This window comes from Streptomyces sp. NPDC097981, assembly GCF_040302565.1.
GTDB lineage: Bacteria > Actinomycetota > Actinomycetes > Streptomycetales > Streptomycetaceae > Streptomyces.
On record NZ_JBEORW010000007.1, the window covers coordinates 170902 to 191728 of the forward strand.

The window sequence follows — 20827 nt, forward strand, 5'->3', positions numbered from 1 at the left end:
CACACGGCCGCGGCGCCCGGGGATCTGGGGCATCGGCCGGTGTTCTCCGAGGGGGTCTCCTGTGTCCGAGGCGGAAGCGGCGACCGGACACATACGGACGGTCTGCTCCTACTGCGGCGTCGGCTGCGGCGTCGTGCTGGACATCGCCCGGGACGGCGACGGCCGCCGGACGGTGGCCAAGGTCAGCGGCGACAGACAGCACCCGGCCAACGCCGGCCGGCTGTGCACCAAGGGCGCCACCCACGCGGACATGCTGGCCGCGCCCGGCCGGCTCCGGACCGCCCTGATGCGCGGCGAGCGGGGCGCCGAGCCCACCGCCGTGGACGTGGACACGGCCATCACCCGAACGGCCCACCGCCTCCGGGCGGTCCTCGACGCACACGGCCCCGACGCCCTCGCCCTCTACGTCTCCGGCCAGATGTCCCTGGAGGCCCAGTACCTGGCCAACAAGCTGGCCAAGGGGTTCTTGCGCACCCACCGGATCGAGTCGAACTCCCGGCTGTGCATGGCGAGCGCCGGCAGCGGCTACAAGCTCTCGCTCGGCGCCGACGGACCGCCCGGATCGTACGAGGACTTCGAGCGCGCCGACACCTTCTTCGTCATCGGCGCCAACATGGCCGACTGCCACCCCATCCTCTTCCTGCGGATGATGGACCGGGTCAAGGCGTCCGGCGCGAAGCTGATCGTCGTCGACCCCCGGCGCAACGCCACCGCCGACAAGGCGGACCTGTTCCTGCAGATACGGCCCGGCACCGACCTGGCCCTCCTCAACGGCCTGCTGCACCTGCTGGTCGAGGGCGGCTGGACCGAGCCGGCCTTCATCGCCGAGCACACAGAGGGCTGGGAGGACATGCCCGCCTTCCTGCGGGACTACCCGCCCGCGAAGGTCGCCGGGATCACCGGCATACCGGAGGCGGACATCCGGCTGGCCGCCCGGTGGATCGGGGAGGCGGGCGAGTGGATGAGCTGCTGGACCATGGGCCTCAACCAGTCCACCCACGGCACCTGGAACACCAACGCCCTGGTCAACCTGCACCTGGCCACCGGGGCGATATGCCGCCCCGGCAGCGGCCCCTTCTCCCTGACCGGCCAGCCCAACGCCATGGGCGGCCGCGAGATGGGCTACATGGGGCCGGGACTGCCCGGTCAGCGCTCGGTCCTCGTCGACGAGGACCGGCGGTTCACCGAGGAGCTGTGGGGCGTGCCGGCCGGCACCCTGCGCACCGACGTCGGGCGCGGCACCGTCGAGATGTTCGAGCAGATGACGGCCGGCGAGATCAAGGCGTGCTGGATCATCTGCACCAACCCGGTTGCCTCCGTGGCCAACCGCAGCACCGTCATCAAGGCCCTGGAGACCGCCGAACTGGTCATCACACAGGACGTGTTCGCGGAGACCGAGACCAACGCCTACGCCGACATCGTGCTCCCCGCCACCCTGTGGGCCGAGTCGGACGGTGTGATGATCAATTCCGAGCGCAGCCTCACCCTGGTCCGGGGGGCCGCCGACCCGCCCGGCCAGGCCCTGCCCGACTGGCAGCTGATCGCCCGCGTCGCATGCGAGATGGGCTTCGCGGAGGCGTTCACGTACAGCTGCGCCGAGGAGGTCTTCGAGGAGCTGCGGCAGGCATGGAACCCGAAAACCGGCTGGGACCTGCGGGGTGTCACGTACGAGCGGCTGCGCACCGGCCCGGTGCAGTGGCCGGCCGCGCCGGGCGGACCGGACCGCAACCCGGTCCGCTACCTCAACGACGGCGTCAGCCAGACCCTGGCCGAGCGGCCGGACGGCAGCCGTCCGCGCCTGGTCTTCCCTACCCCCTCCGGGCGGGCGTCCTTCTTCGCCCGCCCGCACCTCCCGGCCGCCGAACTCCCCGACGACGACTACCCGTTCGTCCTCAACACCGGCCGCCTACAGCACCAGTGGCACACCCTGACCAAGACCGGCAAGGTCGCGAAGCTGAACAAGCTCGCCCCCGGACCGTTCGTGGAGATCCACCCGCAGGACGCCGCCGCCCTGGGCATCGCGGAGGACGACGGGGTGGAGGTGGCCTCGCGGCGCGGGCGGGCCGTGCTCCCGGCCGTCGTCACCGACCGGGTCCGGCCCGGGAACTGCTTCGCCCCGTTCCACTGGAACGACCTGTTCGGCGAATACCTCAGTGTCAACGCCGTCACGAACGACGCCGTCGACCCCCTCTCCTTCCAGCCCGAGTTCAAGATGTGTGCCGTCACGCTGACCAGGACACGGGTCCCGGTTCCGATTCCCGTGGTCCGCCCCGCCGCCGGTGCCGGTGCCGGTGCCGGTGCCGGTGCCGGTGCCGGTGCCGGTGCCAGCCTCGGCGGCGCTTCGGCCGGCGGGACCGGACCGGGCAGTACCACGACGACCCTGACGCATCCCGTGACCGCCCCGACGGCGGGCGCCGTCACCGTCCTTGCCTCGCTGTTCGGGCTGAACGGGAACGAGCCGCCCGCCCTCTCCGGCCGGGAGCGCCAGTACCTCGCCGGATTCCTGGCCGGGCTCGCCTCCTCCCCGCCCGGCACGGACGTCCCGCTGCTGCCGGCGGGCGCCCCCTTCGAGGCCGGGCACGCGCTCTGGGTCGACGGGGTGCTCGCCGGCACGTACTCGCGCACCGCGACCGCCCTCGCGGCGACGACCGCCGCCGCCCCGGCAGCCGCCACCGCCGCACCGGACACGCCGACCCGGCGGACGGTGGTCCTGTGGGCCTCCCAGACGGGGAACGCCGAGAGTCTCGCCGCCGCCCTCGGGAGCGAACTCACCGCGAGCGGCTTCCCCGCGGCCGTGCACAGCATGGCCGAGCGCCTCCCCGACTCGCTCACGCCCGGCACGGACCTGCTGGTCGTCACGAGCACCTTCGGCGACGGCGACGCACCGGACAACGGCGCCGGGTTCTGGGAGGCCCTCGGCGCGGCCGACGCACCGCGGCTGGAGGACGTCCGGTTCGCGGTGCTCGCGCTCGGAGACTCCAGCTACGACGCCTTCTGCGGACACGGCCGCCGGCTCGACCGGCGTCTCGAAGAGCTCGGAGCCCGCCGCATCCTGCCCCGCGTGGACTGCGAGCCCGACTACGAGGAGGCCGCCGGCCGGTGGACGGAGCAGCTGCGGGACGCCCTGGCCGCCGCCCCGGACCCGGTGGCGGCCGCCGCGAAGCCCCGGCCCTCGCCCGCGGCGGGCAAGGACTCCCCCCACCCCGCGCGGCTGTCCGGCAACCGGCTCCTGAGCCTGCCCGGCGCCGGCAAGGAGGTCCGGCGGTTCACCTTCGACCTGGGCGAGGACGGCCCGTCGTACGAGGCGGGGGACGCCCTCGGCGTCCAGCCGGCCAACTGCCCCGACCTGGTGGCGGAATGGCTGGCCGTGACGGGCCTGCCGGCCGACGCCGAGGTCGCCGTACCCGGACACGGCCCCATGCCCTTCGCCCGTGCACTGCACCGGCACCTGGACATCACCCGCGTCACACCCGACCTCCTGCGCTTCGTCACCGAGCACACCGGCGACCGCACGCTCAGGCAGTTGACCCGCCCCGACAACAAGGACGGCCTCTCCCGCTGGACCTGGGGGCGGCAACTGGTGGACATCCTCGCCGAGTTCCCGGTCCGCATCGGTGCCCAGGAGTGGGCCGAGCGCCTCAGACGTCTCCAGCCGCGCCTCTACTCCATCTCCTCCAGCCCCCTCGTCAACCCGCGCGAGGTCAGCCTGACCGTCTCGGTCCTGCGGTACGAGGGTCCGGGCCGCCACCCCCGCAAAGGCGTCGCGTCCACCTTCCTCGCCGACGCCGAACCGGGCAGCCCCGTACCGCTGTTCGTGCAGCGCTCGGCACACTTCCGGCCGCCCGCCGACCCGGACACCCCGGCCGTGATGATCGGCCCGGGCACCGGCATCGCCCCGTTCATGGCCTTCCTCGAACACCGCCGCGCCCTCGGCCACCGGGGCGGCAACTGGCTGTTCTTCGGCGAACAGCGCCGTGCCACCGACTTCTACTACCGCGAGGAGCTGGAGGAGCTCCACCGGCACGGCACGCTCAGCCGCCTCGACCTGGCGTTCTCCCGTGACCAGCGGTCCAAGGTCTACGTCCAGGACCGGATGCGCGAACACGGCGCCCAGTTGTGGTCCTGGCTCCAGGACGGCGCCCATTTCTACGTGTGCGGCGACGCGAGCCGGATGGCCAAGGACGTGGACCGGGCGCTGCGCAGCACGGCCATGGCTCACGGCGGCCTGGACGAGGACGAGGCCGCCGCATATCTGAAGCAGCTCGCCGCCGACCGGCGGTACGGCCGCGACGTGTACTGACGCCCGGAGGGCACCGGTGACGGGGGCCGGGTCCGACGGCACGCCACTCGGCGCCGGCCCCGCGCCCACGCTCCCCGCGCCCGCCCGAGTCCGAGCCCGAGCCCGAACCCAAGCCCGAGCAGCACCGTGCGGACGGCGGCCGGTTCCCGCCCGAAACAGTGACATGCATCACGGTGGCCCGAGGGATCACGGAAGCATTACGTCCACTCGCGCCTCACCGACATATCGATATTTGTCCCATTGGAATCGACATTCCCCCTCTTCGCCGAAATAGGTAATTCGGGGACCGGGGCGATCTGCGGCATCTTTCCACGTCACAGGCTCGCCTGAGGGGACGTCATCCGTCCGTGCGGGCCGGCGGCCTCACGGCCAGCACGGCTGTCCTCCCATTTCAAGCCCGGTGTCCGGCGCTGCCGCGTGGACCGGCGGCGAGACTTGCCAGCCCCTTCCGGGGCTTCTAAGAATGGCGGCCCCGGCGCTCCAGCAGCTCAGGCGCAGGACGCATCGCAGAAACCACGTGAGGTCACGCATGCACAAGCACCGCAAGAGAACGCAGTACAAGAAGATATCGATCGCCGCAGTCACCCTCGGCATCGTGGGGATACCCACGGCCGCCATGGCATGCCTGCACTCCCAGGAGGCGGGCTCGGCGAGGGCCTCTGGGAAGCACACGATGCACCACTCCCACATCGCCCCCTCCCCCAGCGAGTCGATCCAGATCCAGTCGGGACCGACGGACACGCCGATCGGGACCGCCACGCCGGCTGGGGAGACCACCCCGATTCCGCAGACGACGGCGCCGACGACGGCAGCGGCCAAGCCCTCCGCGACGGCAAAGCCCGCGCAGCCGGCCCCGGCCCGGCCGAAGACTCCGGTCACCTCGGCGAACCCGACGCCCCCGAGCACCGCGCCCTCCGGCCCGGCGGCCGAAGTGGTGGCCCTCGTCAACCAGGAGCGCGCCAAGGTCGGGTGCCCGGCCCTCACCGTCAACGCGAAGCTGACGACTGCAGCGCTGAACCACAGCAAGGACATGGCCGCGCACGCCAACATGTCGCACACCGGCTCCGACGGTTCGGACCCGGGCCAGCGCATCACCCGGTCCGGCTACACCTGGATGACCTACGGCGAGAACGTCGCCTACGGCTACAGCACGCCCGAGCAGGTCATGACCGGCTGGATGAACAGCCCCGGGCACAGGGAGAACATCCTCAACTGCTCGTTCAAGGAGATCGGCGTCGGCCTCGCACAGCCGGGCTCCTACTGGACGCAGGACTTCGGCGCGGCCCGCTGACGCCACCGGGCGCGGCGCGGTGCGGTCCCCGTACTGCAACGGGGGGAGGAGCGCGAGGCGTGCGAGGGCCCGAGCCGGTGCGGGCCTCATGCTGACCTCTCGTACGGTCGGCACGCCCTCACCCCGTTCGGCCGTTCCCGCCCGCTGTGCGGCCCTCGCACGGCCGCGCCCGGAACCCATGGAGAACCATGGCCGAGCCCGCCGCCCCTCAGGCCACTGCCGCGACGCTGCTGCGCCACCCCCGGCTGTGGCTGGTGCCCACGGTCCTCACGGGGCTGCTCGCCCTGCTGCTGTCCCTGCTGTACATGGGTGGCATCGTCAACCCCAACCGGGACCTGCGCGATCTGCCCATCGCCCTCGTCAACGACGACACCGGCAGGCCGCCGGCCGGGCAGAGGGAGAACCTGGGTGCCCAGGTCACGACCGCCATCGCCGCCGACACCGGGGGCGGCAAGGCCGACTGGCGCGTGCTCACCCGGGCCCAGGCCCAGCAGCAGCTCGACTCCGGCAAGGTCTACGGGGCCCTGGTCGTCCCGGCAGACTTCACGGACACCGTCACCGCCCTCACCACACCGGGGGCCACCCGGCAGCCGACGCTCCTGGTGCTCACCAACCCGGGCAAGGGCAGCCTCGGCTCCTCCCTCGCGAGTCAGACCACGACCAAGGCCGCGCACCAGGCGTCCCAGAGCATCGGCGGACGGCTCACGGCAGCGGCCGGTCCGCAGGCGAGCCCCGCCGTGAAGCTGCTGCTCGCGGACCCGGTGAACGTCGTCACCCAGGTCGGCCACCCGATCGGCGCCGACAGCGGTCTCGGCCTGACCGCCTTCTACTACACCCTGCTGCTCGTGCTGGCCGGGTTCATGGGCGGCAACGTCATCAGCAACGGCGTCGACACCGCCCTCGGCTACGCGGACAACGAGATCGGCCCCTGGCACACCCGCCGCCCGACGGTGCCGATCAGCCGCACACAGACGCTCCTGCTGAAGATGGCGATGACCGCGGGGATCACGCTGCTCAGCGTCTCGCTGGTGCTCGTCGCCTGCGTTGCCGTCCTGGGCATGGACGCGTCCCACCTGCCCCTGCTGTGGTTCTACTCCTACTGCGCGGCGCTCGCCGTCGGCCTGGGCGTGCAGGCCATCAACGCGGCGTTCGGCGGGATCGGCCAGCTGGTGTCGATGTTCGTGTTCATCGTCCTCGGCCTGCCCTCGTCGGGCGCAACCGTGCCGCTCCAGGCCGTCCCGGGCTTCTACCGCTTCCTGTCCCACTTCGAGCCCATGCGGCAGCTCAGCGACGGGGTGCGCGCCATCCTCTACTTCAGCGCCCGCGGCGATGCGGGACTCGCCCGCTCCTGGGTCATGATCGCGATCGGCACCGTCCTCGCCCTGCTGTTCGGCTTCGCCATGACCACGTACTACGACCGCAAGGGCCTCAAGCGCCTCACCCCGCAGCCCGCCTGAGCCCGTGAACCAGTGCGGTTCACTTTCCGACGGTGTTCATCAGGATGATCGCCGTGAGGTTGGCGAGGATCACGGCGAGGACGCCGATCATCGTGGCCCAGGCCCTGCGCGAGTCGTCCATGTCCATCGGATCACCTCCCGGCCGGCGCACGCGCCCCGGTACGCGGAGCGGCCGTACGACGGTCCGGCCGCCCCTCCATGATGGACCGGATGCGCCGGATGCGCCGGATGTACGGATATGCCGGACGCGCCCGGGCAGACGGGTCAGCCGGCCTCGGCTGCGGCCTCGGCTGCCTCCGTGTCCGCCGCGAACCTCTCCGCGCCGATCCGGTACAGCACACACCGGCGAAGCGGCCCTTCGGGCACGCTGGGATCCACGAAGTCGTCGGCCGCGTCCCGGGTCATGCCGATCCGGCGCATCACCGCCTGGGAACGAACGTTGCCGGCGGTCGTCGACGCGACGATCTCCGGCAGCCCGAGGACCTCGAAGCCGAAGGCCAGGCAAGCCAGGGCCGCCTCGGTGGCATAGCCGCGGCCCCACGCCGGACGCACCAGCCGCCACCCGATGTCCACCCCCGCGAACGGCAGGTCCCCATCGACCTCGTCCAGTCCGACGCGGCCGATGAACTCGCCGGTCTCCCGCGCTTCCAGCGCCCACCATCCGAACCCCCGCCGGTCGAAGTCGGCCTGCATGAGCGCCGCCGCGGCATCGCTCTGCTCACGTGTCAGCAGCTCCCCCAGGTGTTCCCGGACTTCGGGATCGGCGTTCAATGCCGCCCACGGTTCGAGGTCGGACTCCCGCCACCGGCGGAGCAGGAGACGGTCGGTGCGCAGCTCGGTCATGCGGCCAGCCAACGCCATCCGGATCAGGGCGTCGACCGGATTACCGGCGGGGCCCGTGCGCCGCATCGCCGTGTCCCCGTGACGGGCACGCTGCTCCGCACCGGCCGAAACCGCCCATGACGTGCCGGGCCGGGCGCCGTACGCGACCATGGGGGTATGGAGCCGCCGTCGCTGAACGACGTCAGCGCCCCCGGCCGCGTCGCGGATGCCGGTGAGGGCATCGGCGCGGACGAGCTGGCGCTCGCGGCCCGCAACCACGGGCTGCCGCTGGAGGCGCTGCGCTACGAGGTCACGCCGCCCGGGCTGCACTACGTACTGGTCCACTACGACATACCCGAAGCGGACGGCGCGGTGTGGCGGCTGTCCGTCGGGGGGCACGTGCGCACGCCGCTCAGCCTGGACCTGGCGGCCCTGCGCGCACTCCCGTCCGTCACCTGCAGGGTCACGATGGAGTGCGCGGGAAACGGCCGGGCCCGGCTCTCGCCCAGGCCCGTGAGCCAGCCCTGGCTGGTCGAGGCCGTGGGCACCGCCGACTGGACGGGCGTACCCCTGCGCGCGGTGCTCGACGCTGCCGGCGTACGGCCCGAAGCCGTCGAGGCCGTGTTCACCGGCGCCGACCACGGCGTGGAGCGGGGCGTCGAGCAGGACTACCGGCGCAGCCTGGCGCTGCCGGCCGGCGAGGACGTCCTGATCGCCCACACCATGAACGGCCGGCCCCTGCCGCCGCAGCACGGGTACCCGCTGCGGCTGGTCGTGCCCGGCTGGTACGGCATGGCCCACGTGAAATGGCTGCGCGACATCTCTCTCGTCGACCGCCCGTTCACCGGCTTCCAGCAGTCGGTCGCCTACCGCTTCCGGCACACCCCGGACGAGCCCGGCGAACCGGTCACCCGGATCGCGCCGCGCGCCCTGCTCGTCCCGCCGGGATTCCCGGACTTCATGTCCCGCACGCGGGTCGTGCACCCCGGGCCCGTACGGCTGGAGGGGCGCGCCTGGTCGGGGTACGGGCCGGTCGTACGGGTGGAGTTCAGCCCCGACGGCGGTCTGACGTGGGCCGACGCCGAGGTCACCCCGCCCGGCACCCACCCGGGGGCCTGGCAGGCCTGGCGCGCGCAGTGGACGGCCACCCCGGGCAGCCACACGCTGGCGGTCAGGGCCACGGACGCCACGGGCCGCACCCAGCCCCCCGATCAGCCGTGGAACCGTGGCGGCTTCGGCAACAACGCCGTCCAGCGGGTCCCCGTCCTGTGCTGCTGACCGCTGACCGCTGACCTGCTCGTCGGCGCCCGTGCGGAGTGCCTGGAGGGTCGTTCCGTCCCTCTTCTCCGTGCGGATCCGTCTTACGGATCCGTGACGTGCGGCCCGCCCAACGCGTCGGCGGGCCGCCCACGGCATAGCTTCGGGACATGCGTGTACTTGTGACTGGAGGAGCGGGCTTCATCGGCTCGCACATCGTCGACGAGCTGATCGGCCGCGGGCACGAGCCGGTGGTCTTCGACCTGGCGGAGGACGGACGGGACGTACGGGATCCGGTGGCCGTACGGGAGGCGCTGGCAGGAGTGGAGGCGGTCTGCCACCAAGCGGCCAAGGTCGGCCTGGGCAAGGACTTCGGGGACGCGCCCGGCTACGTGTCGGCCAACGACCTGGGCACCGCGGTGCTGTTGGCCGAGATGGCGCAGGCGGGCGTGCGGCGCCTGCTGCTCGCCGGGTCGATGGTCGTCTACGGCGAGGGCCGCTACGAGTGCCCCGCGCACGGTGTGGTCCGGCCCGGCCCGCGCGCCGAGGCCGATCTGGCCGCCGGCCGGTTCGAGCCGCGCTGCCCGGACTGCGGCGCCGACCTCGCCCCCGGGCTGGTCTCGGAGGACGCGCCGATGGACCCCAGGAACGTCTACGCCACCACCAAGCTCGCCCAGGAACACCTGGCGGCCTCGTGGGCCCGGGCCACCGGCGGGCGCGTCCTCTCGCTGCGCTACCACAACGTCTACGGGCCGGGGATGCCCCGCGACACGCCGTACGCGGGGGTGGCCGCGCTGTTCCGGTCCGCGCTCGCGCGGGGCGAGGCGCCGCACGTCTTCGAGGACGGCGGCCAGCGCCGGGACTTCGTCCACGTGCGGGACGTGGCCGCGGCCAACGTGGTGGCGCTGGAGGCCCTGACGGGAACGGCGGGGACCACGGGCTTCGCCGCGTACAACGTGGGCAGCGGTGATCCCCGGACCGTCGGCGACATGGCCGCGGCGCTGGCCGCCGCGTGCGCGGGCCCGGACCCGGTCGTCACCGGCGAGTACCGGCTGGGCGACGTACGGCACATCACCGCCGACTCGGCGCGCCTGCGCCGCGAACTGGGCTGGCTCCCGGTGGTGCCGTTCGCCGTGGGCATGGCCGAACTGGCGGCCGGGGCGGACGCCCGGACTCCGCGGGAGAGCGGACTCGTCGGACGCCCATAGGCCCGTCACGTCCACGCCGGTCCCCCAGGGCCGGATCCGGGCGCCCCCTCACCCTGACCCCGTCGGCGTCCCCGGCCGGGCCTGGCCTGGCCCGCCGGGGCGGCCTGCACGTGCCCGGGCGGTTCCCGCACGAGCCGGCTCGGTGCGCCCTGCCCGGCCCGAGCCTCCCGCCCGGCCTGCCCGGGCCCGGCGCCCCCGCGCCCCGGCGGCCGCCCCGCCCTGCGGTCCGCCAGGGCGGTGGCTCGGGGTGGTCGGCGCGCGCGGGGGCGCGGGGACGCCGGATGGTGCGTCCACCCAGGATGGCGTCCGCGTTTCGTAAGGTCTCGAAACCACTTTTCCCCGTACCTGGTTCCTACGGTGTGGAGGGTGACTTCATCTGCTTGTACTCCGCCCCGCGCGGACCTCGTACTGCCGTGCCTCGACGAGGCGGAGGCGCTCCCCTGGGTGTTGGCCCGGGTACCGGCCGGGTGGCGGGCCATCGTCGTCGACAACGGGTCCACCGACGGCTCGGCGGACATCGCCCGGAGCCTCGGCGCCACCGTCGTGCACGAGAGCCGGCGCGGTTTCGGTGCCGCCTGCCACGCCGGGCTCCTCGCGGCGCGCGCCGACCTCGTGTGCTTCTGCGACTGCGACGCCTCCATGGACCCCGGGCTGCTCGCCCCCATGGCCGCGCGGGTCGCCGCCGGGGAGGCCGATCTGCTGCTCGGCCGGCGCCGCCCGCAGGGGCGCGGCGCATGGCCCGCGCACGCCCGCGCCGGGAACCTCGCGCTGGCGCGGATGCTGCGGAGCCGCACCGGACTGCGGCTGCACGACCTGGGACCGATGCGGGTCGCGCGCCGCGAGGCCCTGCTCGGCCTGGAGCTGACCGACCGGCGCAGCGGCTACCCGCTCCAGATGGTCGTACGTGCCGCCGACGCCGGCTGGCGGGTGGCCGAGACGGACGTCCCGTACCTGCCCCGCTCCGGGAAGTCCAAGGTCACCGGCACCTGGCGGGGCACCTGGCACGCCGTGCGGGACATGCGCAAGGTGCTCGCCGAACCGCCGGGCAGCCGGACCGCCCCGACCGAGGGGGTCCGCGCATGAGCACCCTCCTCGTCATCGCCAAGTCCCCCGTCGCAGGACGGGTCAAGACCCGCCTCACCCCCCACTTCACACCCGAGCAGGCCGCGGTCCTGGCCCGCGCCGCGCTCCAGGACACCCTCGACGCGGTACTCGCCACCCCGGCCCGGCGGCGTGTCCTGGTCCTCGACGGGCAGCCCGGTCCCTGGCTGCCCGCCGGCATCGAGGTCGTCCCGCAGTGCGCGGGCGGGCTCGACGTCCGGCTGGCGGCGGCCTTCGCCCAGGCCGACGGACCGGCCCTGCTCGTCGGCATGGACACGCCCCAGGTCACCCGGGAACTCCTGGCGCGGGGCCTCGACTTCAGCGGGACGGACGCCTGGTTCGGCCCCGCCGACGACGGCGGGTTCTGGGCGCTCGGCCTGGCCGAGCCCGACCCTGCCCTGCTCCTCGGCGTCCCCATGTCCCTGCCCGTCACGGGCGAGGCGCAGCGCAGCCGGCTGACCGCTTCCGGGCGGGTGGTACGGGACCTGCCCGAGCTGTGCGACGTGGACACCCCTGCCGACGCGGAGCGGGTCGCGGCCGCGGCGCCCGGCACCCGCTTCGCCGCCCTGCACTCCGGGCTCTGCGCGGTGACCGGATGACCGCCCAGCTCACCGAACCGGCCCTGGCCTGGCGGGCCGATCCCTACGCCGACGCGCTGCGCACCGGCCAGGGGCCGCTCTACCTGCGGCGCTCGGACGGCTGGCTGCTGCCGCTGGACGTGGAGCGCTGGTGCGCCGAGCCCGACGAGGCCGACGCGACCGTCCTGGCCCGCTGCACGGGGTCCGTCCTGGACATCGGCTGCGGCCCGGGGCGCCTCGTCGCCTCCCTCGCCGCACGCGGGCACCGGGCGCTCGGCGTGGACGTCACCCCCGAGGCGGTGGCCCTGACGATGCGGGCCGGCGGCAGCGCCCTGTGCCGGTCGGTCTTCGATCCGCTGCCCGGCGAAGGCCGCTGGAGCACGGTCCTGCTCATCGACGGCAACATCGGCATCGGCGGCGACCCGGCCGCCCTGCTGCGCCGCGCCGCCCGGCTCGCCGCACCGGGTGGTTCCCTGCTGGTCGAGGTGGCCACCGCCGATGTCGACGAGCGCGTCGAGGTGCACGTCGACGACGGCCGCGGCGGCCGCGGGGCGCCCTTCTGGTGGGCCCGCCTCGGCACCCGCGCGCTGTGCGCCGAAGCCGCGGACGCCGGCTGGACCCGGTCGGTGCCCTGGCAGGCGGCGGGCCGCAGTTTCGTGGGCCTGCAGCGCTGACGGGGCGACACAGAAAAAAGGGGGCTGACGCCGGTCCGGCGTCAGCCCCCTCCGCTGTCTCCGCTGCTCAGCGCCGCCGGGCCGCCCCGCGCACGCATGCGCGTGCTCCGAGGTACCCGGCCGTGATCACGGCGACCGCCGTCATCGCCAGCAGCCAGTTCCGCAGGTAGTCCAGCGGCAGCACCGTCGCGTTGGCCACGCCGTCCGGGCGCAGGAGCGGCGGCAGGGCGATCGCCGTCAGCGAGCCCGCGACGACCAGCGCGGCGCGCGGGACCCCGCGCAGGTGCAGGCCCGTCGCCGCGGCGAGTGCGCCGATGGCGAGCACCAGCGGTGCGATGAGCCCGTCGTGTACGAGGACTCCGCCCGCGAGCCACAGCGCGATCCGCGCCGGCTCGGGCTGCTGCAGCAGCAGGGAGCCGCCGAAGGCCATCACCGTCAGGCCGAGGCCCCCCAGTACGTACCGGTACGCCATCACGCCACCTCCAGTCGGCCGACCCACTTGGTCTGGAGCACGCCCGGCCGGTTCGGGGCGATGATCCGCGCCGGGTGGCCGTGGTCCAGGGACAGCACCTCGCCGTTCAGGCGCAGCGCCAGCAGGGTGCGCGGGTCCTGCGCGTACAGGCGGCCCAGCTCCATCACCCGGTACGCGCCGAACGCTTCCAGCGACACCACCCGGCAGTGCGCGCCCGGTCCTCCTCCGGCGCGTTCCAGCAGGTCCCGTACCCGTACTCCCGTCCACCGGGCGGACTTGCTCCAGCCCTCGACGCAGGCGATGGGCAGGGTCACCTCGTGCTGTGGGAGTGCGCGCAGTTCCTCCAGGGTGAGGGCGTACGGGCGCGGCCCGGCAACGGTCAGCCGCCAGTCGGCCAAGGACGCCTCGGTGACGCGTGCCGCGGCGGCCGTGCGGTTCACGGGCGGTCCCTGCGGTCCGTGAGCCGGGCTGCGCGGGGCGAACAGGTCCAGCGGACCCAGTGCGGTGACGGACTGCCCGGCCGTGGTCAGCGTGACCGCGCCGACCCCTGCCGCGACGGCCGCCAGCAGCTGCCTGCGGTCCGGTCCGTCGGCTGCGGGAAGGGCCAGGGTGCCGGGCGAGCGGCGGGTGAAGTGGTCGCGTATGTGCGGCCATTGGACGGCGATGTGGAGGAGCATCGCGCCCAGCAGGAGCCAGGCGACGGCGTAGTGCACGGGCACGAAGTTGAACGGCCAGGGGTACCACTGGAAGGTGTTCAGCAGTCCGGTGAACAGCTCGAAGATCCCGGCGGCGACGAGCACGGCCACCGAGAGGCGTTCCAGTGCGTGCCGGACGGACCGCACCGGCGGCCACGCGAAGAGCCGCGGGTAGACCGCCCACAGCTTGGCCAGGAGCAGCGGGATCGCGGCGATGCCGGAGGCCACGTGCAGGCCCTGGGAGAGCCGGTAGCCCCAGTAGGGGCGGCTCGGCAGCCGGTCGGCGAGCCAGGCCGACGGGTGCTGGAGGTAGTGGCTGAGCACGCCGGTGGTGAAACAGACGACGATGGCGAGCCCGAGCACGCGGCCGATCACCGTCGCGGTGCGGGCGTCGTGCAGCCGGGCCTTGAAGGTGATCGGCGGGTCTTGGGGCGGAGTGAAGCGCATGGCCCCATGACACCCCCGGCAGTGCCCGTGTGGGCGGGTGGAACACCTTACGGAATGCGGACGTGCGGGTTTCCGGACCGCATGCGGGGGCCCGTTCCTGGAAGGCTGCGGAGGTGAACCCGCGCACCGTCCTCACCGCCACGGCCCTCGCCGCCCTGACCGCCGCCCTCGTCCTGACCGTCCGGTACGACGGCTACTTCACGGACCCCGCAGGGCTGCTGCGGGGGTACGCGGCCTGCTGGGCGTTGTTCGCCTGCGCGCTGCTCGCCCTGCGCCGGGTTCCGGCCGCCCACGTCGTGCCCCTGCTCCTGGCCGGGGCGGTCGCCGTCACCGTGACGGGGCTGGTGGCGCCTCCCCGGACCAGCACCGACTCGTACCGCTACGCCTGGGACGGCCGGGTCCAGTCGGCCGGCATCTCCCCCTACGACCACGCCCCGCAGGACCCGGGGCCGGCCCGGTTGCGGGACCCGTGGCTCTTCCCCACGGGGGCCGCCTGCGCGGGCCCGGACCGGGCGCGCATCCCCGGCGGCGGGACCGTCGCGCACTGCACCCGGATCAACCGGCCTGCCGTGCACACGATCTACCCGCCCGTCGCGGAGGCGTACTTCCTGGCGGTCGACCGGCTCTCCCCGGAGGGGGCCCGGCACAAGCCGCTCCAGGTGGGCGCCGGCCTGTTGTCCCTCGGCACGGCCGGTGCGCTCCTGCTGGTCCTGCGCCGCCGGGGCCGGGACCTCCGTACAGCGGCCTACTGGGCCTGGTGCCCGGCCGTGCCGGTCGAGGCCGTGAACAACGCGCACGTGGACGTTCTGGGCGTGCTGTTCGCCGTGATCGGCCTCGGGCTCGTCGCGGCGCACGGCCCCGGCCGCCGGGCGGTGGGAGGCCTGGTCCTGGGCGCCGCCGTCGCCACCAAGCTCATGCCCGCGATCGTCCTGCCCGGCGCGCTGTCCGGGGTGCGCCGGGTCCGCGACGCGGCTGCCGTGCTGGTGCCCGCCGCGGCGTTCACCGTGCTCGCCTACCTCCCGTACGTCCTGCTCTCGCACGACTCCGTCTTCGGCTACCTCGGCGGCTACGTGGACGAGGAGGGCTACGACGACCCCTCCGCCGGCTCCCGCTACGCGCTGCTGCGCCTCGTCCTGCCCGACAGCTGGGCGTTCCCGGTGCTCGTCGCCGCCATGGCGGGCGTGTCCCTGTACGTGATGCGGCGCGGCGACCCCCAACGCCCGTGGAGCGGCGCGCTCCTGGTCACCGGCTGGGCCTTCGCCCTCCTCACGCCCGGCTACTCCTGGTACGCCCTGCTTCTGATCGCGCTCGTGGCGCTCGACGGACGCTGGGAATGGCTGGGTGTCGCCCTCGCGGGCGCGGCCGTGTACGTCCTCGGCCCGGTCCTCCGCTACCAGGCGGCACTGGGCGCGACCGCATACGGGATCGCGGTCCTCCTGGTGCTCGTGGCCTCGGCCGTCCGGCGTCGGCGGGCAGTGACCCGCGCGAAGGCACCGGGCCCGGGCGCCGGGCGGCGCACGACGGCGGCGCACACCGGTGGAGGCCCCGGTCCCGTGTGAGCGGACGGCCCGTCACGTCTCGGACCTCCGGACCGCATGACGGGCCGTGGTGTCGGAGCCGGTGAGGCGGGGACCGCCGGCCCGGGTGATGGCGGCTTCGACCGAAGCGACCCGGTCCGCCAGGAGGCCGAGTGCGGCGACCGCGCGGGAGAGGGGGTCGGTGTCGGGGCCGCCGAGGCTGCGGGTGCGTACCCAGGCGGCCTTGACCGCGGCCCAGCGGTCTGCCTGGTCAGGGGTGAGCGTGCCGCGGAGTTCGCCGAGTTTGAGGAGGTCGGCCTCGGCTCCGCCGGTCAGGGTCCGGGCCTCGCTCGTGTAGTGGTCGTCGATGAGCGCGGCGAGTTCGGCGTCGTTCATGGCCGGGTCGATCCGGGCTGCGATCTTGTTCATGTTGCGGTACGAACCCTGGAGCCGGAACGGGGGCTCGGTGCGGGTGGCGTCGCTCTGGGCCGCCGAGGCGATGTACGCCGTGTTGACGGCGAGGACGGCCCTGCGGGCCGTCACCAGGTGCCGCAGGACGGCGGTGATCCGGCCGAGCTCCGCCGGGGCGTACGGGTGGGCCAGGCGGTCCGCCCGGGCGGAGGGGTCGGCGGAGGCCAGCCGGAGGAGGAGGTCGAGGTCCGTGCGGTCGCGGGAGGCGAGCGGAGCGAGGACCGGGTTCGAGGCCAGGGCGTTCTCCACGAAGCTGACGGCGAAGGCCTCCTCCTTGCCGGTGAGGACGTCGCCGAGGTTCCAGACGTCGGCCCGGTTGGCGAGCATGTCGGGGATCTCGAAGCGCTGCCCGGACTCGGTGTGGGGGTTGCCCGCCATGCAGACGGCGAACCGCTTGCCGCGCAGGTCGTAGGTGCGCGGTTCGCCGTTCCGGACGCCCTCCATCCGGCGGGTGGCGTCGCAGAGGGGGATGAACTTCTGGAGCAGTTCCGGCGAGGTGTGCTGGATGTCGTCGATGTGGAGGAGCGTGTTGTTGCCCGCCTCCAGCGCGAAGTTGATCTTTTCGACCTCGTGGCGGGCGGTCGCATTCGGGGCCTCGGCCGGGTCGAGGGAGGTGACGGCCTTGCCCAAAGCCGGACCGCTGACCTTGACCAGGACCAGGCCGAGCCGGTCGGCGACGTACTCCATCAAGGTCGTCTTGCCGTAGCCGGGCGGTGAGACGAGCAGCAGCAGGCCGCTGCTGTCGGTCCGCTTGGTCTCGCCCGTGGTGCCGAGCTGTTTGGCCAGGCTGTCGCCGATGAGCGGCAGGCAGACCTCGTCCACGAGGCGGCCCCGGACGAAGGTGGGCAGGACCTTGGGGCGGTACTCGTCCAGCCGCAGCCGCGTCCGCTCGGCCGCGAGCAGGGCGGTGCGGGTGCGCTGGTAGGCGCGGAAGCCGGGGACCACGGAGCCGGCGAAGTCGGTGGTACGGGAGAGGAGTTCGTCGATGCGGATGGTGAGAGTCCGGCCGGTGATGCGGGGGTGGCGGCCGAGCAGGCCCTCGGCCGTCCCGGTCAGAGCCGCATCCGACGCGTAGCGGGGCAGGTCCGGGCAGAGCTCGACGGCCACCGCCTCCGCGAGGTCCCCGGGGTCGGCCGGCGCGCCGCTCGCGGCGGTGTAGGCGGTGAGCCAGGCCTCCACGAGCTGGTGCCGGTCGGCCGGTGCGGTCAGGGCGGCGAGGTCTTCCGCATAGGCCGATGTGCCCGCGGCCCGGCGGAAGTCGCCGAGGAGGGTACGCACGGCCGCGCTGGTGACGAACCCTTCGGGGGCGCCGGCCAGCTCCTCGAAGAGGTACACGGCGGACTGCGGGCCGCCCCCGATGGCCTCGGCCAGCTCCGTCCGGAACGCGGTGATCGCCGGGGTCGGCCCGAAGGCCGCCCGGACCCTGGCGAGCGAGGCCGCGCGCCGGGTCCAGGTCTCCCGTTCCGCGCCGGTCGTGCGCTGCGCCCAGAAGAGCTGCGCCTCGGCGCGGGCCTGCGGCGGGTGGCGCAGCAGGCCCGCCTTCTCGTGCAGTTGCAGCAGGACGGTCAGGATCACGGTCGCGTCGTGGTCGTGGACGCCGCGCTCGTAGCCCTCGTCGTAAGCGGCCTCGGCGGCCCGCCGTACCAGGGCGGGCAGGTCGGCCCGGGCCAGCGCGGCCGGGCCGTGCTCGGTGAGCAGCCGTACGGCGAGGTACTCGGCGCGGTAGACGTCCGCGTTCTCGGAGGGCAGCGACTGGCCCCAGTGGCGGCGGGTGGCCGCGAACCGCGGATCGGTGACCGGGGAGCGGTAGTCGGTGCCGGTCAGGGCGAAGGCCAGGCCGTCGCCCTGCGGGACCAGGGTGAGTTCCAGGGGCTGGGTGTTGACCGCGAAACGGTGCCGGCCGAGGCGGAAGGTCCGGCCGCCGTCCGCGTACAGCTCGGACCGGTCGCGCAGGGACCGGGCGGCGTCCTGCCGGGCGGCCTTCAGCCGGCCGTCGAGCTCCTCGGCCCGGGTGCGCTCTCCCAGGTCCCGCAGTTCGCCGGCGGTGCGGCGGACCTTCGCGACCATCGGGTCGGTGGCGAAGAACGTACTGACCGCGTCGGCGTCGGCGAGGACCGCAGCCCGCCGGTTCACGGTCTCCAGGACCCGGGCGGCCGAGTCCGCCAGCCGCTCGGCGCGCCGGGCCCGGTCGTCCAGCAGGTTCTGCTTGCGGGCCGAGAACGCCTCGTACACCTCGGTGCGCCGGATGGAGATCCGGTCGAGGAAGGTGTCGGAGTCGGCGAACCGGGACTCCAGGCCCTCCAGCCGCACCAGCAGCCGGGACAGCTGTTCGTCGCACGCCTCCGGGGTGCCGGCGGCGGCGAGTGCCCCGGTGGTCTCCTGGCCGAGCAGCGCGGACTCGGCTGCGAACTCGGCCTCGCCCTCTTGTGCGAGCAGCTCGCGGCGGCGGGCGTCCAGGGTGGCGCGAGCCCGGTTGACCGCGCCGAGCACCTCGGCGATCCGCTCCAGGATGGACGTGCGTACGGTGGCGTCCCCGGTGTCCAGGCCGGCGACGACCTCGGTGACGGTGGCCAGGCTCTCGGTGTGCGCGTCGAGCCGGGCTGCGACCGGGGCGGCGTCGGCGGCGGTGGCCATCGCACCGGCCTGCTCGGTGAGCTGCCCGATGTCCTCGTGGTGGGCGGCGAAGGCGTCCTCGCGCGCCAGGAAGGCCACGGCCCGCCCGGCGAAGGACGCGACCTCGGATCCGGCGTCGGCGGCGAGGGCGTCGATGCGGCCGGTGTCCGCGTACCGCATCTCCTTGAGGGCGAGCAGGCGCCCCTGCGCGCGGCGCAGCGCCGTCAGCCGGTCCACCCAGTCGCCGGTGGTGCGGGGTGCCTCGCCGCGGGTGCGGCGCACCAGCGAGGCGGTCCTGTCCGCGGCCTCCGCCAGCGCGTCCGCGGCCTGCCGGGTGAGGGTCCGCACGGTGCCGAGCTCGGCGAGGACCTGCTCGGCGGTGGCCCGGACCTCGTCCAGGGCGGCGCGCAGGTCCCCCAGGTCGCCGTCCCCCAGCCAGTGGTAGCGGTCGGCGGTCCGTACACAGGCCGCGACGAGCGCCTCGTACCCGGCGGCGGTCGGAGCCGGCCCGGCCGACCCGTGGGCGACGGCCAGGCAGTCGGAGATGCCGCGCACCAGGTCGGCGTTGCCGACCCGGGCCAGGGCGCCGCTGCCGACGGGCCGGGCGGCGGCGTGGGTGTCGGAGACGAACGGGGAGGTCCACCGCTGGAGCGGGTGCACCCGGGTCGGCTCCTCGGAGTCGGTGCGCAGCACCAGCAGTGCACCGTCTTCGAGGAGGGCGTACCCCTGGCAGGCCAGCGGTGCGGCGATCTCCCGGCGGATCAGGTTGTACGGGAGGAGCAGGCTGCGGCCCTCGGCGCGGGCGTGGAAGACGTACAGGACGTCCTCTCCGTTGGGGGCGCGTACGGCCTGCTCGAACTCCAGCCCGTCGGTGGGGGTTTCGAAGGTCTTCGAGGGGCCGGCGGCGAGGTGGTAGCCGCCGGGGAAGACGATCCCCTGGTCCTCGGGGAGCCGGCGGGCGGCCTGCCCCATGCCGTCGAGGCGGACGACGGTCCCGGTCGTGCGGTTGAAGACCAGGTGGCGGGGCGTCTCCTCCTTGTACGGGCGGATGCGCAGCAGGATCAGCGGGCCCACGCGGGCGTGATCGATGCTCGCGTCGGCGAGGGACTGGAGCGGCTCGTCGACCGGCTCCGAGTGGATGCCCTCGCCGGTCTCGGTGTCGTTCTCGGCCTTGACGGTGAGGGTGCCGCCGACGGTGGCGACGAAGACCTCGCCGTCGACGGAGACGTGCGGGTGGCGGCCCGGGACGTGGTCCGCGCGGGTGGTGGTGGTCCACTCGAAGTCGTGGGCCGGCGGGTGGACGTGGTCGCGCTCGCCGTGGGCGTCCAGGAAGGTGACGGTCCCGTCCGGGTCCAGGGCCCAGCGCAGGACCCGGATGTCCTCGCTGTTCTCCCCGGTCCGGAAGACGGCGAGGAGTCTGCCGTCGGTGCGGCGGAGCCGGAGCAGCCGGGTCCCGCGGTAGTAGCGGTGGAGGGCTGCGAACTCCCGGACGAACTCGGGGTCGTCGAGCAGTCCGGGGACGGCGTCGGCGGGCAGCGGGGCGAGGTCGCGGTCGTACAGGGCGAACACGTCGGCGACGGTGGTCCCGGGCCTCGGGCCGGGCAGCAGGGTGTGGCCGAAGAGGAGGGTGTCGCCGACGGCCACGATGTCGCGGGGCACGCTGTCGTGGTCGGTGCGGATGCGGCCGGAGCCGGCCAGGGCGAGGCCGGTGGAGCCGAACTCGCCGGTCCGGCGGGTGTTGAGGGCCTCGGCCCTGCGGGCCAGCTCGGCGGACTGTGCGGCGAGGCGGTCCCGCAGCACCTCGTAGGTGCCCGCGTCCAGGGCGGACATCGTGCCGGTCATGGTCTGGCTCCCTGCGGATGCGTACGGTGTCTGCGGCCTCGGCCGCCGGGGTGCGCAGGGGCCGCGGCCGCCCGGCCGCCGG

13 protein-coding genes are annotated in these 20827 nt (G+C 74.1%); 9 read left to right on the top strand and 4 right to left on the bottom strand.

All coding sequences use genetic code 11. The features are described 5' to 3' along the window. The first annotated feature begins 61 nt into the window (after window positions 1-61). From ABTY04_RS09690 to ABTY04_RS09700, 3 genes are all read left to right on the top strand, one after another. Window positions 62-4300 carry a bifunctional nitrate reductase/sulfite reductase flavoprotein subunit alpha gene (locus ABTY04_RS09690; protein WP_352212798.1) on the top strand — a complete coding sequence of 1413 codons (4239 nt, stop codon included), beginning with the start codon at window positions 62-64 and terminating at the stop codon, window positions 4298-4300. 529 nt (window positions 4301-4829) lie between these two features. After that, window positions 4830-5591: a CAP domain-containing protein gene (locus ABTY04_RS09695; RefSeq protein WP_352212799.1), complete on the top strand. Its 762-nt coding sequence runs from the start codon at window positions 4830-4832 to the stop codon at window positions 5589-5591. A gap of 188 nt (window positions 5592-5779) precedes the next feature. Further along, window positions 5780-7048, top strand: coding sequence for a YhgE/Pip domain-containing protein (locus ABTY04_RS09700; protein WP_352212800.1), 1269 nt, complete (start codon window positions 5780-5782; stop codon window positions 7046-7048). A gap of 264 nt (window positions 7049-7312) precedes the next feature. On the opposite strand, the gene ABTY04_RS09705 is transcribed toward ABTY04_RS09700, so the two are convergent. After that, window positions 7313-7891 carry a GNAT family N-acetyltransferase gene (locus ABTY04_RS09705; RefSeq protein WP_352212801.1) on the bottom strand — a complete coding sequence of 193 codons (579 nt, stop codon included), beginning with the start codon at window positions 7889-7891 and terminating at the stop codon, window positions 7313-7315. A 156-nt stretch (window positions 7892-8047) separates the two neighbouring features. Here ABTY04_RS09705 and ABTY04_RS09710 point away from each other — a divergent pair, with 156 nt between their 5' ends. The 5 genes from ABTY04_RS09710 to ABTY04_RS09730 all read left to right on the top strand — a co-directional run bounded on the left by ABTY04_RS09710 (window position 8048) and on the right by ABTY04_RS09730 (window position 12688). Further along, on the top strand, window positions 8048-9148 hold the full coding sequence (locus tag ABTY04_RS09710) for a sulfite oxidase (protein WP_352212802.1): 1101 nt from the start codon (window positions 8048-8050) through the stop codon (window positions 9146-9148). 149 nt (window positions 9149-9297) lie between these two features. Further along, a complete protein-coding gene (locus tag ABTY04_RS09715; RefSeq protein ID WP_352212803.1) occupies window positions 9298-10335 on the top strand; it encodes an NAD-dependent epimerase/dehydratase family protein in 1038 nt (345 codons plus the stop codon). A 366-nt stretch (window positions 10336-10701) separates the two neighbouring features. Continuing rightward, window positions 10702-11418 (top strand): glycosyltransferase family 2 protein, encoded by a 717-nt coding sequence (locus ABTY04_RS09720; RefSeq protein ID WP_352212804.1) that lies wholly within the window; start codon window positions 10702-10704, stop codon window positions 11416-11418. Beyond that, entirely contained in the window at window positions 11415-12035 is a 621-nt protein-coding gene (locus ABTY04_RS09725) for a TIGR04282 family arsenosugar biosynthesis glycosyltransferase (RefSeq protein WP_352212805.1), read from the top strand. The genes ABTY04_RS09720 and ABTY04_RS09725 overlap by 4 nt, the downstream gene beginning before the upstream one ends. Continuing rightward, window positions 12032-12688, top strand: coding sequence for a class I SAM-dependent methyltransferase (locus ABTY04_RS09730; protein WP_352212806.1), 657 nt, complete (start codon window positions 12032-12034; stop codon window positions 12686-12688). Before ABTY04_RS09725 ends, ABTY04_RS09730 begins: the two co-directional genes overlap by 4 nt. 67 nt (window positions 12689-12755) lie before the next feature. On the opposite strand, the gene ABTY04_RS09735 is transcribed toward ABTY04_RS09730, so the two are convergent. Then, on the bottom strand, window positions 12756-13160 hold the full coding sequence (locus ABTY04_RS09735) for a hypothetical protein (protein ID WP_352212807.1): 405 nt from the start codon (window positions 13158-13160) through the stop codon (window positions 12756-12758). After that, window positions 13160-14302, bottom strand: a complete 1143-nt coding sequence (locus tag ABTY04_RS09740) for a molybdopterin-dependent oxidoreductase (RefSeq protein WP_352212808.1) — start codon at window positions 14300-14302, stop codon at window positions 13160-13162. The genes ABTY04_RS09735 and ABTY04_RS09740 overlap by 1 nt, the downstream gene beginning before the upstream one ends. A 113-nt stretch (window positions 14303-14415) precedes the next feature. Between ABTY04_RS09740 and ABTY04_RS09745 the strand changes: the two genes are divergently transcribed. Beyond that, on the top strand, window positions 14416-15861 hold the full coding sequence (locus ABTY04_RS09745) for a glycosyltransferase 87 family protein (RefSeq protein WP_352212809.1): 1446 nt from the start codon (window positions 14416-14418) through the stop codon (window positions 15859-15861). Window positions 15862-15873: 12 nt separating this feature from the next. On the opposite strand, the gene ABTY04_RS09750 is transcribed toward ABTY04_RS09745, so the two are convergent. Then, window positions 15874-20745: a DNA repair ATPase gene (locus tag ABTY04_RS09750; protein ID WP_352212810.1), complete on the bottom strand. Its 4872-nt coding sequence runs from the start codon at window positions 20743-20745 to the stop codon at window positions 15874-15876. Window positions 20746-20827: the final 82 nt, after the last annotated feature.